Consider the following 16,051-nt stretch of genomic DNA (forward strand, 5'->3'; position numbering starts at 1 on the left):
AATGGTTCGGGTGCTGGCGGTACTGCTGGTGCTTGCCAGCCTCGGTGTCGAGGCGCAGTGGTTATGGCGAAGCGCCGATATCATGGGTACCCGAATCACGCTGCAGCTGTGGTGTGAATCTGCGGAACAGGGTGAGGCTGCCATAGAGGCAGTGCTGAAGGAGACGCACCGCATCGACCGGGCGATGAGTCCGTTTCGCTCCGACAGTGAGTTGTCACGGGTCAATCGGGAGGCGGGTCAGGGAGTAGTGGCGATCAGTGGTGAGTTGTTTAGGTTGTTGGAGAAGTCACGGCGGATATCGGAACTGACAGAGGGGGCCTTCGACATCACCTTTGCCAGCGTCGGTGACCATTACGACTATCGTCGTGGCATCAAACCCAGTGACGCGACACTGGGAGGGCTGTTGCCCGCCGTCGATTATCATCATGTTTTGCTCCAGGCGGACCCGGCCGGCGTGCAGTTTGCTCGACCGCAGGTACGCATCGATCTTGGTGGGATCGCCAAAGGTTATGCGGTTGACCGGGGGATAGCGATCCTGCGGCATCACGGTATCGAACACGCCACTCTGAGCGCTGGTGGCGATAGCCGTTTTCTCGGCGACCGACGTGGCCGTTCCTGGCAGGTGGGTATCCGCGATCCGGATGACAAGAAGGGCATTAAGGCGTTACTGCCTTTGGATGAATCCGCGCTCTCGACCTCTGGTGACTATGAGCGTTTTTTTATGCTGGATGGTGTGCGTCACCATCACATTCTGAATCCCAAATCGGGCCGCTCGGCTGAAGGGGTTCGTAGTGTCTCGATTGTGGGGCCGGAGGCGGTGACTACGGATGCGCTGGCCACGGCGCTGTTTGTTATGGGCGAACCGGCTGGTATGGCGCTGGTGGAGCGGCTGTCGGGTATTGAGGCGGTATTTGTGGACCCAACGGGTGAGATTCGTTTCTCCTCCGGATTAGAAACGCAATAAAACAATACCAGATAACTGCGTTGTTATGACCGCACATCTGATCACGCCAGCTTGCATAGTGTCCGTCCGGAAACGTCACTATTCCTCTCGCAAAGACGCCAAGAAAATCGTATTTAATCATTGAATAACAATGGCTTATAGTCCCGTAATCTTGGCGTCTTGGCGAGAATTGTTATTTCCGGCCGTTCACTGGTTTGTGAAATGTTTCGATGCTGTAAGGAAATAAGGAATATGCTCACAGTTTGGATAAAGAATCATTTATTTCGTTTTATAATCATTGGATTTAGCAAGCCGTCACATTTTTTATCAGTAGTGATGGATGGGTTTCACATCTTTTAGGAAGACGGCTTTTCTCTGTTTTCTTAACGACTAGACTCACCCCCATTGAATTGATTACCAATGGGTTGACGCAGATGTTTGCGAAAATTGGAAAGCTCGTATTTGTTGTAGTTACTGCTCTTTCTCTTGCTGCATGTGGCAGTGGAACTGGGGATACCTCCTCTGTTTCAGATGCAACTGGAAGTTCTGCGCTGAAGACGTCAACAAGTCGTATTTCATCATCAATGGATGATGTTGAAGAAGAGGTCAGTGGAGCCATCTACTCAAACAGCAGTGACCTGGAATTGATCAACGATGATCAGGACCAGGTAATAGGCATGCGGTTTATGGTGGATGTTCCGCAGGGTGCCGTTATCGATAAAGCGAGTGTACGGTTCACCGTTGACGAAGTATCCACTGGAACAGGTGATCTTGAAATATCTGCAGAACATGTTACCGATGCGGAAAGTTTTTCAAACAGTAGTTATAACGTCTCTTCCCGGACAACTTTTACCGAAACCGTCAGCTGGAAACCGGGTAACTGGAATGTTGTTGGTGAGTCCGGTTCTGAACAGGAGACCCCGGACCTTACTACGTTGATTCAAAAAGTAGTGGATCAACCCCAATGGCAGCCGGGACAACATGTTGTTCTTGTCGTCAAGGGTAGTGGAAGAAGAACAGCGTCATCCTATGATGGCGATGCAGCCAGTGCGCCTTTACTGAATGTCGATTATTTCGATGGCGGGAATACCGGCGACACCGGGACAGACCCTGTGCAGCCCAACCAGCCGCCTGAATTGTCGGGAACCCCAGCACTTACAGTAGCGGAAGGTGAGGGTTATGTTTTTACGCCAGTAGCCGTGGATGCAGATAATGACGCATTGGTATTCTCGGTAAGTAATTTGCCTTTATGGGCGAATTTCAGTGCGGTAAACGGCGGACTGTCTGGAACGCCGGATTTCAGTCAATCAGGTACTTATACCAACATCAGCGTATCCGTAACCGATGGGACTGAGACTGTGTCTCTTGCACCTTTTTCCATCACCGTAACTGATGTGAACCGTGCCCCCGTAATCAGTGGCCTGGCACCCACCCAGGTAGTGGCAGGTAGCAGTTACCAGTTTACTCCCAGTGCTGTTGATCAGGATGGAGATTCGTTGACATTCTCTATTACGGGAAAACCTGCTTGGGCAACCTTCGATTCATCGACGGGCCGTTTGTTTGGGACGCCTTCGGTATCAGATGCCGGAAACTATGAGAATGTCGGAATTGCCGTTTCCGATGGCGTACACAATGTCTCGTTGCCCAATTTTGCGATTAGTGTGAGCCTGGCAAATAGTGCACCGACGATCAGTGGTACCCCATTGAATGAAGTGACTGAAGGCACGCCATATCAATTTACGCCTGTTGCCAGCGATGCTGACAATAACCCGCTTGTTTTTTCTATTATCAATATGCCTTCCTGGGCTGTGTTTAACAGCGCAAACGGCAATCTCAGTGGTACTCCATCCGGGGACTACATTGGTGAATACAATGATATTCTTATCAGTGTAAGCGACGGAGTGGCGAGTGCAGCACTCGCGGCATTTTCCATCAATGTGCTGGGCATTAACCATCAACCTGTTGCGAATAATGATCTGGTATCTGCAACAGCGGGAGAGGTGGTGCCGATCGCTGTACTGAATAACGACAGTGGGCTTGAGGATGGGCCGATTACTCTGAGCGTGCTGCAGAATACAACGGAAGGGACTCTCTCGATCAATGGGGATAATACCTTTTCATACCTCCCGGATGCTGGATACAGTGGTTTGGATTCGTTTACCTACCAGGTTGTGGATATTGACGGTGAGAGTGCCACGGCAACTGTGACCCTCAGCGTGACTTGCGAGGGAGAATGCACTACACACATGGCCAGAATCAGCTGGAGTCAAAGCAGTGGTGTGGGAGTTCAGGAGTACCGTGTTCACTATGGAACTCAGTCAGGTGTTTACACCCAGTGGGTCGTGGCTGACACTATGACCTCCCATGATGTGACGGTTCCTGGTGGTGGCGCCTGGTATTTCTCAGTGACTGCGGTTGATAGTCTTGGTGTTGAATCCGGTTTCGCTGATGAGGTCAATCTGACCTTTTAATATCGATAAATTCTTTGTCATAAATCTAGGGAACCTCCGATAAATTGAGTCACTGTCATCTCGACCGTAGGGAGAGATCTCAAACCACCGAACTGTCAATAAGTTACTTGATTAGAACTAATGTTCAGCCAGGCTCACGGATTGAGCCACCAGTGACCACATAATATCACCAAGATCAGCAAGAGGAGTCCGATCATGGCGATGAACCCGATTCAGTTTCAGGCCGGTATGAGTTTGAACGAGTTGTTTGAACATTATGGCGCCGAAGAACAATGCGAGGCGGCACTGGAAACTGCACGCTGGCCCCAAGGTTTTGTTTGCGCACATTGTGGTGGCACGACCCATAGCCGATTTCATGAAGGACAACACACATACTGGCAATGTAGCGCCTGCCGCCACCAGACGAGTTTGCGTTCGGGCACGATTTTCCATGGTTCGAAGTTGCCACTGCGCAAATGGTTTCAGGCGATGTTCCTGATCAGCCAGTCGAAGAACAACATATCTGCATTGGAGTTGAAGCGTCATATCGGTGTGTCCTATCCGAGCGCGTGGCGGGTCAAACACAAGATCATGCAGGTTATGGACGAACGCGAGGAAAGACGCACCTTGCAGGGTGATATCGTGGTGGTGGATGATGCCTATCTTGGCGGTGGACACCAAGGCAAGGCAGGACGGGGATCAGAGAACAAAGTTCCTTTCGTGGCGGCGGTTCAGTTGGATGAGGACGGTCACCCGCAGGTTGTTCGCTTTGATCCAGTGCCTGGATTCAAGCAGATCGATATCCAGAACTGGGCCGAACGGTATTTGGTCGCCTCAAGCCACGTACTCAGTGATGGGCTGAATTGTTTTACCGCTGTTGAGCAGGCTGGTATGACCCATCAGCGAGAGGTGGTTGGAACGCATAGGCGCAGTACCGATATGCCTTGCTTCGCATGGATCAATATCCTGCTGGGCAATCTGAAAACGGCGATTACGGGCACCTATCATGCGTTTGGATTTCGCAAATATGCTCATCGTTACTTGGCCGAATACCAATATCGATTCAATCGCAGATTCGATCTGAAAGCCATGCTACCCCGCCTGATTCGGGCCGCTGCTACGACAGTGCCGCGATCTGAGGCGTGGCTTCGGCTGGCTGAACATTAGTTCTAATCAAGATAAGTTATGAGGGTTGAGATTTCTCGCTATGCTAGAAATGACAATTTATCAGAGGTTCCCTAAAGCGCAAGGTCGTAGAGTTTTCTCTCTGTGTCCTTGCGTTTTTGCATTTAATCTGCCTGTTATTCGCACGGAAATTAACCAATATTCTATTGGTTGATTTCGTTCACAAAACCATAAAAACAATCGGTTTGTTCTAATAATTTATGCATAAATCCGGCAGGCATCACACATTGAAATCAGTGTGAAAAATTGTGTCACATGTTTGGTTTTATGAACTGTTCATCCGTCCCATGATTGCCAACAATGTAGCCATAACGAGTTGTGTTGTGGATTATAAATATGTTGTTGGAAAATTTATTTTGTAAGCGTTTCTCTTTTTCTTTGATTATCATCCTATGTGTGTTTTTAGTGATGCCGATTTTCACGGATTTGCAAGCCGCTGATGCAGGTGTTGTGTCAACACGTATTGAGCAGAGAATCTCGGCCTCCATGGATGACGTGGAAGAGGAAGAGAGTGGCAATATCTACGCTAACAGTTCAGACCTGGAGCTGGTATACGATGGTGAATATCAAGTTATTGGACTCCGCTTTGCTCTGAATCTGCCACAAGGTGTTCGTGTCGACGAGGCAAAACTTCAGTTTACCGTTGATGAGGTTTCAACCGAACCGACAAGCCTGGGGATCTATCTGGAAAACAGTCTGGATGCGCAACCATTCAGCAACCTGAGTCATAACGTCTCCTCCCGCACATTTTTTCGTCAAAGCGTGCCATGGCTTCCTGCGGATTGGACGAGTGTAGGGGAAGCGGGTACAGCACAGCAGACGCCCGATATTTCAGCACTGATACAGGCGGCAGTCGATCAGCCTGACTGGAAATCCGGAAGCCATGTTGTAGTTGTGATTAAAGGCAGTGGGCGGCGTACTGCATCCTCTTATGACGGCGAAATGAATAAGGCGCCGCTGCTGTCTGTTTTATACACAAATAGTGAGACTGCTCCTGTTCCCGAGGAACCGGTGATAGAAGAGCCTGTAGTTTCAAAACAGTTCACCAGTCGTATCTCCTCATCTCTTGATGATGTGGAAGAGGAAGAGGATGGAAATATCTATGCCGATAGTTCTGATATAGAACTGATATACGATGGTGAGTATCAGGTTGTCGGACTTCGCTTCGCTGTGGATCTGCCGCAGGGCGCCCGCATCGATGATGCGAACCTCCAGTTTACTGTCGATAAGGTTTCCCGTGGTGACAGTAGCCTTCAAATTGGTGTGGAGCAGACGCACAATGCAGCGCCGTTCCAGAAAAGCAGTTATAACGTTTCATCACGCACGCTTTTTGCAAAGTCTGTTGCATGGTCTCCATCAGTTTGGAGGAAAAGGGGGCGCGCAGGTGCCAGGCAACGGACGCCGGATATCTCTGCCCTGATACAGGCTGCGATCGACCAACCGGATTGGCAGGCCGGAAATCATCTGGCGGTGGTCATAAAAGGTAGCGGACGCCGTGTGGCCTCTTCTTTTGACGGCAAGGCAGATAAAGCCCCTCTTTTGGTTGTTAACTACCAGGCTAGCGAGGGCGGCGGCACTACAGATCCACAACCATCGAATCATGCGCCGACCATTTCCGGTCTCCCTGCATCGGTTGTGGCAGAAAATACGCCTTACTCTTTTGCGCCTGCAGCCGACGATGCCGATGGCGATAAACTGAACTTTAGTGTTCGCAATCTGCCTGCCTGGGCAGGTTTTGATCCTGCAACCGGGATTATCTCCGGTACCCCCGGCTTTGATTCGGCAGGCAACTACGACCTTATCAGCATCAGTGTAACTGACGGCGCGGAGAGCGCTACGCTGGCTGATTTTTCCATTGCTGTCAGCGACACAAACCGAGGGCCTGCAATCAGTGGCTCTCCTACAGGCACTGTCGATGAAGGCTCGGTCTACAGTTTCAGCCCCAACGCATCTGACGCAGATGGCGATGTGCTGGTATTCAGTATCAGCAACAAGCCTGCCTGGGCTAGCTTCAACACCACCACCGGGCAGTTGTACGGTACGCCTGGCACAGGTACGGCGGGCAGCTATGGCAATATCAGTATCAGCGTAACTGATAGCGCAGACAGCGCCTTATTGGACAGTTTTACCATTACTGTTATCGCCAGCGAAAAGAACCAGGCACCGACCATCGTGGGTTCCCCTCTCCCCAGTGTCGCCGAGGGATCAGCTTATACTTTCTCTCCGAGCGCATCCGATGCGGACGGCGATACACTGAGCTTCAGTATCACCAGCAAACCGGACTGGGCCAGTTTTAATACCACCACCGGACGCTTGAACGGTACACCCGGTTACGATGATGCCGGCAGCTACGGCAATATCCTCATCAGCGTGACGGACGGCACTGAAAACACCTCGCTACCCAGCTTCACTATCACCGTCAGCAACACAAACCGGGCGCCGACCATCAACGGGGTACCTGCCGAAAATATCGATGAAGGTTCTGCCTACAGCTTCACCCCCATCGCATCCGATGCAGATGGCGACGACCTGAGCTTCAGCATCGCTAACAAGCCAACCTGGGCGAGCTTCAACACCGCCACCGGGCAGCTCTCCGGCGCACCTGGCGTTGGTACCGCCGGCAACTATGAGAATATCCGCATCTCTGTTTCCGATAGCACCGAGAGTTCGACCCTGAATGCCTTCCAGATCCTTGTCAACACGGCAGCTCAGGCAGGGGGAGACAATCTCTATGTCGACCTGCTCATCGGTCCCTCAAGCTGCAACGATTACCATCCCGCCAGCCGTGCCTGTGGCGCAGGCTCAGACACGGCTTTTCGCAACCTGAGCGGGGCAGCCGCGGCTGCCGTAGCCGGTGAAACCGTCTTGATTCGCGAAGGCGACTATAATGAACCGCTGATTCCGCAGCGCTCCGGCTCGCCTGGCAACTACATCACCTATCGCAACTACGACTTGGAGCTGGCGACGATCACTGGCACCGACCTCACACCGGGCATAGATATCTCCGATCGCCAGTACCTTATTCTGCAGGGGCTGCGGGTACACAACGTCCGGCGCTGGATGTATGCTCTCAACGCCCATCACAACATTCTGCAACACAATAGTTTCCTGCGTGCCCTGGACACTAGCGGCAGCGCCAAAACCGGTCTGTTCTTCCAGGAAGCGACACATAACAAGATTCTCAACAACACCATCGGGGACTCAAACGAAGACAATCTCGCTTTGGTAAAATCCGATCACAACCTTGTGGAAGGTAACACCTTTGTGCGTGCAAACCATGTACTCTGGACTATCAAATGCGGCAGTTTCAATGTGATTCGCAACAACTATCTCTACAATGAGATCCAGAAGATTGGTGAAATCTACGACTGCGACAATGTGGGTTTTGATCACGAATTCACCATTCACGACGCCACCAAGCACAACCTTGTGGAGGGTAATACCTTCGCCAAAACCAGCTATTATTACAGCACCTCTGGTGGTAACGGCATTCAATACGCAGGTCAAAACGGCATTATTCGCCAGAACGTCTTTTATGAGAACAATACTGGCCTCAGTATGCAGCACTACACTCCTGAGGCGCTCTACGTCACCCATAACCGAGCTTATAACAACGTCTTCCACAAAAATAAGTGTGGAGGCATCGGCACAATAGATACCTCCTATGGCAACTATGAGGACAATATTTTCGTCAATAACATCCTTAGCTGGAATTCGGAGTGCGATGAGCCCAATACCCCCTATCAGCACGTTTTCCGCAACAGCATGTCGGGTTATAAATTCGACACCAACAATCTCTTCTCCGGCAACCCGGGAGATGATGTGATTGGACGCTGGGGAGGCTCCGGCATCACACTTGCCGCAGCACAGAACAATAACCCGGACTTTTATGCAAACAACATAGAGCAGGATCCGCAGTTTGTTGACGAGGCCGGACGTGACTTCACCCTCGAACCCACAAGCCCGATGATCGATGCCGGACGCTTCCTCACCATCACCGTGGGCAGCGGCAGCGGCACCACCCTGGTGGTCGATGATGCCGGTTACTTCTACGACGGTTTCGGGATCGCCGGTGAGGCCGGGGATGAGATCCAGCTACAGGGCAGTAGCGAGACCGCACGTATTGTAGAGATCAACTATGCTAACCACACCATCACCCTCGATCGCGCGTTGAGCTGGAATGCCAGTCAGGGCGTTGCCCTGAAATACAATGGCGCGGCTCCGGATATGGGGGCATTTGAGCATGTCGGCACTACAGATCCACTGCTACCGAATCATGCACCGACAATTACCGGTGAACCCGTATTGGTTGTGGCGGAAAATACCCCCTACAATTTTGCCCCCGCAGGTGCCGATGCTGATGGCGATAAACTGATCTTCAGTGTTCGTAATCTGCCTGCTTGGGCAAGTTTTAATTCCGCAACTGGAGTCATCTCCGGCACCCCCGGCTTCGATGGCGCGGGCAGCTATTCGGATATCAGTGTATCGGTAACGGATGGAAAGGCGAGTGCTGCACTTTCTCCCTTCAGCCTGGTAGTCAGTAATGTCAACAGAGCGCCTGTGATTGGCGGTGAACCCGCGGCTGAGGTCTCTGCAGGCAAAGCGTATAGTTTCATCCCCAGTGCCTCTGATGCTGACGGTGACAGTATGACCTTTACCGTCACTGGAAAACCAACCTGGTTGAACTTCGATCGCGCAACCGGCACCTTGAGCGGCACGCCTGCTGAGTCTGATGTCGGTGAATATATGGATGTTGCCATCTCGGTGAGCGATGGAACTATAACAAGCCGGCTGGCGCCTTTTTCCATTCAGGTCACGGGACTCAACCATCTGCCGGTAGCTGTCGATGATATTGCTGCAGTCGTCGCGGGTGAATCTGTCATGGTTGCTGTGCTGGCCAATGATACCGGTCTGCAGGATGGACCGATCAGTTTGCGCATTCTGCAATCCGCGACCAGAGGGGAGTTGAGTGTCACTGCGGACAATAAGGTTGTCTATCTGGCAGCTGCCGGTTATTCAGGCAGAGACAGCTTTGCCTACCAGGTAGTCGATCTCGATGGTGACAGTGCAACCGCTACCGTAAATGTGGATATCACCTGTATCACTTCATGCGAGACAATCAGTAATCGGGTGCAGATTTCCTGGACACCCAGTGAGGGAGTGAGTGTTCAATCATATCGCGTCTATTATGGTCAGGAACCTGGTAACTACCAGCAGTGGGAGGTGGCGGACAGTATGATATCCCACGTTGTTACGCTACCCAGTGACGGAGCCTGGTATCTGGCGGTAACCGCAATCGATAATGTGGGCATTGAATCGGCTTACTCAGAGGAGATAATAGTTCGGTTCTAAAGCGAAGATTTGTCTGTAGGCGTTGCGCCCCGTGGCGATGAGGTGTCGGTGTACCACCACCGCACCAATTTGCTTTGGGGCGGTGGCCCAATAAGAGATAAAGCCTACAATATTGCCTGCGCCTGACCGATCTGTTCACCCATCTTCAGCGGCATCTCCGGCGTTAGCTCATCCATCCAGTCCATGGCATCCTGGCCGAACAGCAGGATAACAGTGGAACCCATATTGAAGCGCCCCATCTCCTCTCCTTTTTCAAGAGTGATCTCCGTAGGTGCCGACTGTTCAGCGTAGTGCCATTCGCGTACCTGTTTTGAAACAGGTGTCACTGTGCCCGACCAGACGGTGTCCATACTGGAGACAAAGATCGCGCCCACCAGGATGACGGCCATGGGTCCAGCCTCGGTTTCGAAGAGAGAGACGACCCGTTCGTTGCGGGCAAAGAGATTGGGCACCATACGGGCAGTGGTGTTGTTGACGCTGAACAGGCGTCCCGGTACGTGGATCATCTTTTTCAGCGTACCGCTGAACGGCATATGCACACGATGGTAGTCTCTTGGTGAGAGGTAGATAGTGGCAAAATTGCCCTCCTCGAAACGGCGGCTCCACTCGATATCGCCACCCAGCAGTTCCAGCAAAGAGTAGTCGTGCCCTTTGGCCTGGAACAGATAGCCGCTCTCGATATCCCCTGCCTGGCTCAGTGTGCCGTCGGCGGGGGAGGTGATGGCGTCCTGTTCCGCAGCGACGGGTCTCGCATCCGGTCGCAGGACGCGGGTGAAGAAGTCGTTGAAGCTACGATAGACCGCCGGATCCGACTCCAGCGCCAGATTCATATCCACCCGATACCACTCAATGGCCTTGCGGATCAGCAGATCTTTGAAGGGTTTCCACTCCGAGCGGGTGATGCGGTACATGATTGCCGATAAAAGGTGGTGCGGCAGCAGGTATTGGAGACCCACAAAAAGTTTGTTGCCAATGGTTTCAGGGGCGCCGTGCCGGGCAGCAGGAGAATTTTTCATGGATTTTGGTTGCTGATAATTGCCTTCAGATCAGCTGCGATGGTAGCCGCATCCTGCACGTCGGTAAACAGTGCATGAATCCGCGCCTCAGGATCAATGAGGTAGAGGGTGAAGCTGTCAGTGATATCTGGCACGCCGAAGCGAGAGAAAGTTTCATCGACGTTCAGCTCTGTACCATGCAGCGCGAGAAAGTTGGGACCGAGTCTGCCAGCGCCAGCCTTGATGTCGTCACTGCTCTCTCTGGGAACGTAGATGAAGTGGGTCCGACCTTGCAGCTCCGATTCGATGGCCAGACGATTGTAGACCTGAACCATGCGGAAGAAAGCAGGGGAGGCGGTGCCGGACTGAGGGTCCAGCACCAGCAGGTTCCAGCTCCCCTGCAGCCGCTGTTGCGAAAAGGGTTCGTTCGACTGATCGGAAAGCTGAAACTCCGGGGCCGGGGTTGGAGGACGCATCACCACACCGGAGATTGGGACTGCATCACTGGTTTTATGGCGGTTACCCACATAGTAGCTGATGGCGAAGACGGAAATCGCCAACAGGAAGAAAACCGCGCGGCGTTGCCTTGGGCCGGGTCTGCCGATCATGTCTCTGCCTGCTTGAAAATCAGAAGCTCCTTAAGCCTGTAGCGCCTTCTGTACCGCAGCCAGGGCCACGCCTGTGTTGATCGGTGCCCCCACGTCGCTCAGGACCGCTTCCAGGGCGCCAACGCAGAGCAGGACGTTTTCTGCCCGGGCGCTGTGCCCCATAAGGCCGACACGCCAGACCTTTTCGGCCAGTGCACCGAGACCAGCTCCGATCTCCAGATTGTATTCGTTGAGCAGGCGTCCGCGGACGTTTGCGTCGTCCACTCCCTCGGGAATGGATACGGCGTTGAGTTGGGGCAGACGGTGTGCCTCGTCGACGATGAAGGAGAGCCCCATCGCCTCCAGGCCGGCCTTCAGCGCCAGATGCATCTTCCGGTGTCTGGCCCAAGCGTTTTCCAGTCCCTCTTCCTCAAGGATGCGCAGCGATTCATGCAGGCCGTAGAGCGCGTTCACCGGCGCGGTGTGGTGGTAGGCACGCTTCTGTCCACTGCCCCAGTAACCCATTACCAGATTGAGGTCGAGGAACCAGCTCTGCACTTTGCCTGAACGGTTGCGTACCTTCTCCAGGGCGCGTTCACTGAAACTGATTGGTGAGATACCAGGTGTGCAGGAGAGACACTTCTGAGTACCGGAGTAGATGCTGTCGATCTCCCATTCGTCCACCTTTATCGGGGTGCCGCCGAGGGAAGTCACCGCATCGACGATAGTCAGGCAGTCGTGGGCATGGGCCAGCGCCACCAGTTCTTTGGCATCGGACTGGGCGCCGGTGGAGGTCTCAGCATGTACAAAGGCGAGAATCTTGGCGTCGGGGTTGTTTTCCAGCGTTTCCTCGACCTTCTGCAGATCGACTGCAGTGCCCCAGTCGTCTTCCACCATCACCGGGGTGCCGCCGCAACGTTCCACGTTCTCTTTCATGCGGCCGCCGAAGACGCCGTTCTGACAGACGATGACCTTGTCACCCGGTTCGACCAGATTGGCGAAGCAGGTCTCCATTCCGGCGGAGCCGGGGGCCGAGACCGGCATGGTCAGCTCGTTTTCGGTTTGGAATGCGTACTGCAGCATCGCCTTGGTCTGCTCCATCATGCCGACGAAGGCTGGATCCAGATGGCCGATGGTCGGACGGGAGAGGGCTTCCAGAATGCGCGGGTGCACATCGGAGGGGCCGGGGCCCATGAGGGTACGGATGGGGGGGTTGAAGATAGGTGTGTTCATAGCGTCGCTGCCTGTAGGGTGTCGTGGAAACCGGTATCTGTTTTCGTTAAGTCGATGTTGAATGCGAGTATAAGTTGCGTATAGAGCCCGCTTCAAGGAACAACAACCGCTTTTTACTTCGGGGTTATCGCGTTTTACATATCAGCACTTGAAAAAAAATGGTGTGTCCCAATCTCTTCAGACAACAGCAAAACACAATTTCTGGAGAACGAAAAAATGAGCATTTTTCACGATGAGCCCTGGATCCAGTTGCACGACTTTGGCCGCGAGATGGACCGTCTGATGCAGGCGCGCAAACAGCAACAGGTTGCCGCAGCATCCGCCTGGACGCCGGCGGTGGATATTCATGAGGCGGAGGATCACTATCGTTTGACGATGGATATCCCCGGTGTTGCACCGGAAGAGATCGAGGTCTCCATGGAGGATGGCGTGCTGGAGATCTCCGGTGAACGTAAGGCGGTAGACGCCGGGAACGAAAAGCTGGACTACAGTCGCCGTGAACGGTTTCAAGGGGCGTTTCGCCGCAGTTTCAAATTGCCCGAAACGGCCGACGATACAGAGATCAGCGCGGCTACCAGTCATGGAGTACTGGAAGTGGTGATCAAGAAGAGAGCTGCACTGCAGCCGCGCCGCATCCCGGTTACCCACTGATTCAAGCACTATTCGGGTTTAATTGCGTTAAATGCAGGAACGCTGCCCCCGCCGCGTTTTATCTGTCTACGGAGTCATCGCGGCGGGGGCGCCGCTCCTGCCGGCTGCCCGTCCGGAAACGATGCTGAAAAAAATGCAGAGATGAATGCACCAATTGAGATTGCCTGCCACATAGTGTGTCGGTTACTCTTCCAACCCTCTGTGTCTTGGAATCAAAGCAATGTTGCTGCAGCCGATCAAATACACTCTGCCTGACGACCTGGGACTGGACGGCGTCGAGTCTGCGCTGGCCCAATCCCACCGTTTCCTGAAAGCTCCCAAAAGTGAAGATAGCCTGGTCTTTCTCGACAGTTTCGATTGGCGGGTTTGGCAGGCTGGTGCGGAGCTGACCTTCGAAAAGTCTTCGGCGGGTGGCCGTCTCTGCTGGATTGAACATCGTAGCGGGGAGCAAGTGGCGTGTGAGGCGCTGCAGCAGATCCCTGGATTCAGCGATTCCCTGCCGGTCGGCGAGATGCGTGAGCGACTCTCCCCGATACTCGAAATGCGTACGCTGTTACCTCTGGTCAGGGTGGATCGTCATATGCGAACCTTGCGGATGCTCGACAGGGAGGAGAAGACGGTCGTTCGGATTGTGCTGGAAGAGAACCGCTACAGCTCCCAGGATGGTAAACAGCAGGGGCCGTTGGAACCGACCCTCACCCTGTTGCCGCTTAAGGGCTACCCAAAACCGTTCCTGCGTGTGCAGGCGGACCTGGAGAATCTGGGATTAGAGGTGGCGGCTCAGACGCCGTTCATCGGTGCGCTCGACGGAATTGGCCGGCGACCCTGGGACTACTCATCCAAACTCAACTATCGGCTCGACCCTGAACAGCGCGCTGATGCTGCTGGCAGAAAGATACTGCTGGGTCTGTTGGATACCATGGAAGCGAACATTTCCGGTACCCGGGCAAATCTTGATTCGGAATTTCTCCACGACTTACGGGTCGCGGTGCGCCGCAGTCGTTCGTTGCTGGGGCAAGTCAAGAACATCTTTGCCGACACCGATATCGAACGTTTCAAACAGGGTCTGGGGTGGATCGGCCAGATCACCGGGCCGACCCGCGACCTGGATGTCTATCTGCTGAAATTCGCTGATCTTCGGGCGAGTCTGCCGACGGTGGTGCAAGCCGATCTCGATCCCTTTCACGACTTCCTGGTGAATCATCATCAGGGTGCGCAGCGTACTCTGGTGCGCAAGATCAACTCGCCTCACTTCCGGAAATTGATGAAGGATTGGCGTAGCTGGCTGGAGTCGCCACTGCCGGAGGCTCCGGTTGAAGTCAATGCCCGGAAGCCGGCGGCGACGGTGGCGGATCTGCGCATTCGCAAGATCTACCATCGGGTGTTGAAAGAGGGGTTGGCGATTACGCCGGACTCCCCGGCGGAAGCGCTTCACGATCTGCGAAAATCGTGCAAGAAACTGCGCTATCTTATGGAGTTTTTCCAGAGTCTCTATCCCAAGCGCGATATTCGCAAGGTGATCAAGGCGATGAAGATCCTGCTGGATAATCTCGGCGACTTTCAGGATCTGCAGGTGCAGGCGGAGAGCCTGGAGGATTTTGGTGAGCAGATGCTGAAAGAGGGGAGCGGCGCCCGGCCTGTGATTGCGATGGGCATCCTGGTGGGTGATCTTCTGGCGAAACAACAGCAGGCCCGGGCTGAGTTCGAAGCCCTGTTTACCGACTTTGCCGCGCAGGAAAACCGCGACACATTCAGGAAACTCTTTGGTGGCAAGGGGGCTGCATGAAGATCATCGGCATCTACAACATCAAGGGTGGGGTGGGCAAGACCGCCACGGCGGTGAATCTTGCTTACCTGGCGGCGAAGGAGGGCTACCGCACCCTGATCTGGGATCTTGATCCCCAGGCTGCAGCGACCTTCTATTTTCGCGTCAAACCGAAGGTAAAGGGCGGCAGTAAACGCCTGGTGAAAGGCAAGCTCGATCTTGATTCGCTGGTCAAGGCCACCGACTTTGACAACCTTGATATTCTGCCGGCGGATTTCTCCTATCGGAATATGGATCTGAGACTGGAGACTGCCAGTAAACCCACCAAACAGCTGCTGAGACTGCTGCGTCCCCTATCCCGTGCCTATGATTATGTTTTTCTCGACTGTCCGCCCAGTATATCGCTGGTCTCGGAAAACATCTTTCGTGCCGCCGATGGCCTGATGTTGCCCCTGATTCCGACTACGCTCTCCCTGCGAACCTTTGACCAATTGCTCGATTTTCTTGATGGCCATCGTATAGACGGGCTGGAGCTGATGCCATTCTTCTCCATGGTGGACCGGCGCAAGCGGATGCATCTTGATGTCATGAAGAACCTGCCAGCCTCGCATAGCGAGGTGCTGGAGACCCGTATTCCCTATGCCAGTGATGTGGAGCGGATGGGTATATTCCGCATGCCGGTGGCTGAGTATGCTCTGCGAGGACCCGCAGCACAGGCCTACGAGGCGTTGTGGGCGGAGACGAAACAGCGACTCAATGGAATTCCTGATTAATCGCTATTCCGGTATCTTGCTGCGAAGCGGCGGGGGTCAAACGATTCAACTCAATCTCAATTACCTGCCGTGCTGTCCGGTTTGACTCTGACCCCTGCTGGCCAATTATCTGTAGAA

At 53.6% G+C, this 16,051-nt stretch carries 10 protein-coding genes; 7 read left to right on the top strand and 3 right to left on the bottom strand.

Annotated features, from left to right (window positions below):
* Position 1: 1 nt before the first annotated feature.
* The 4 genes from HPY30_14300 to HPY30_14315 all read left to right on the top strand — a co-directional run bounded on the left by HPY30_14300 (position 2) and on the right by HPY30_14315 (position 9,930).
* On the top strand, positions 2-964 hold the full coding sequence (locus HPY30_14300; GenBank protein QYZ68065.1) for an FAD:protein FMN transferase: 963 nt from the start codon (positions 2-4) through the stop codon (positions 962-964).
* Positions 965-1,377: 413 nt separating this feature from the next.
* Positions 1,378-3,414: a cadherin-like domain-containing protein gene (locus tag HPY30_14305; protein ID QYZ67044.1), complete on the top strand. Its 2,037-nt coding sequence runs from the start codon at positions 1,378-1,380 to the stop codon at positions 3,412-3,414.
* Positions 3,415-3,609: 195 nt separating this feature from the next.
* Positions 3,610-4,560 carry an IS1595 family transposase gene (locus tag HPY30_14310; GenBank protein ID QYZ67045.1) on the top strand — a complete coding sequence of 317 codons (951 nt, stop codon included), beginning with the start codon at positions 3,610-3,612 and terminating at the stop codon, positions 4,558-4,560.
* Positions 4,561-5,028: 468 nt separating this feature from the next.
* Positions 5,029-9,930, top strand: coding sequence for a cadherin-like domain-containing protein (locus tag HPY30_14315; protein ID QYZ67046.1), 4,902 nt, complete (start codon positions 5,029-5,031; stop codon positions 9,928-9,930).
* Positions 9,931-10,034: 104 nt separating this feature from the next.
* Here HPY30_14315 and psd read toward each other — a convergent pair whose 3' ends face one another.
* The 3 genes from psd to HPY30_14330 are packed head-to-tail and all read right to left on the bottom strand — an operon-like array spanning position 10,035 to position 12,745.
* Entirely contained in the window at positions 10,035-10,904 is an 870-nt protein-coding gene (gene psd / locus HPY30_14320) for a phosphatidylserine decarboxylase (GenBank protein QYZ68066.1), read from the bottom strand.
* A 38-nt stretch (positions 10,905-10,942) separates the two neighbouring features.
* Positions 10,943-11,533 (bottom strand): hypothetical protein, encoded by a 591-nt coding sequence (locus tag HPY30_14325; GenBank protein ID QYZ67047.1) that lies wholly within the window; start codon positions 11,531-11,533, stop codon positions 10,943-10,945.
* A gap of 30 nt (positions 11,534-11,563) precedes the next feature.
* Positions 11,564-12,745: an alanine--glyoxylate aminotransferase family protein gene (locus HPY30_14330; GenBank protein ID QYZ67048.1), complete on the bottom strand. Its 1,182-nt coding sequence runs from the start codon at positions 12,743-12,745 to the stop codon at positions 11,564-11,566.
* Positions 12,746-12,961: 216 nt separating this feature from the next.
* Between HPY30_14330 and HPY30_14335 the strand changes: the two genes are divergently transcribed.
* The 3 genes from HPY30_14335 to HPY30_14345 all read left to right on the top strand — a co-directional run bounded on the left by HPY30_14335 (position 12,962) and on the right by HPY30_14345 (position 15,934).
* Complete coding sequence (locus tag HPY30_14335) at positions 12,962-13,396, top strand: Hsp20/alpha crystallin family protein (GenBank protein ID QYZ67049.1); 435 nt, start codon at positions 12,962-12,964, stop codon at positions 13,394-13,396.
* Positions 13,397-13,616: 220 nt separating this feature from the next.
* The gene (locus tag HPY30_14340; protein QYZ67050.1) at positions 13,617-15,182 is read left to right on the top strand and encodes a CHAD domain-containing protein; all 1,566 of its coding nucleotides are present in this window, start codon (positions 13,617-13,619) and stop codon (positions 15,180-15,182) included.
* Positions 15,179-15,934, top strand: a complete 756-nt coding sequence (locus HPY30_14345; protein QYZ67051.1) for a ParA family protein — start codon at positions 15,179-15,181, stop codon at positions 15,932-15,934. Before HPY30_14340 ends, HPY30_14345 begins: the two co-directional genes overlap by 4 nt.
* Positions 15,935-16,051: the final 117 nt, after the last annotated feature.

The organism is Gammaproteobacteria bacterium (ex Lamellibrachia satsuma) (assembly GCA_019623805.1).
Taxonomy (GTDB): Bacteria; Pseudomonadota; Gammaproteobacteria; order Chromatiales; family Chromatiaceae; genus QGON01.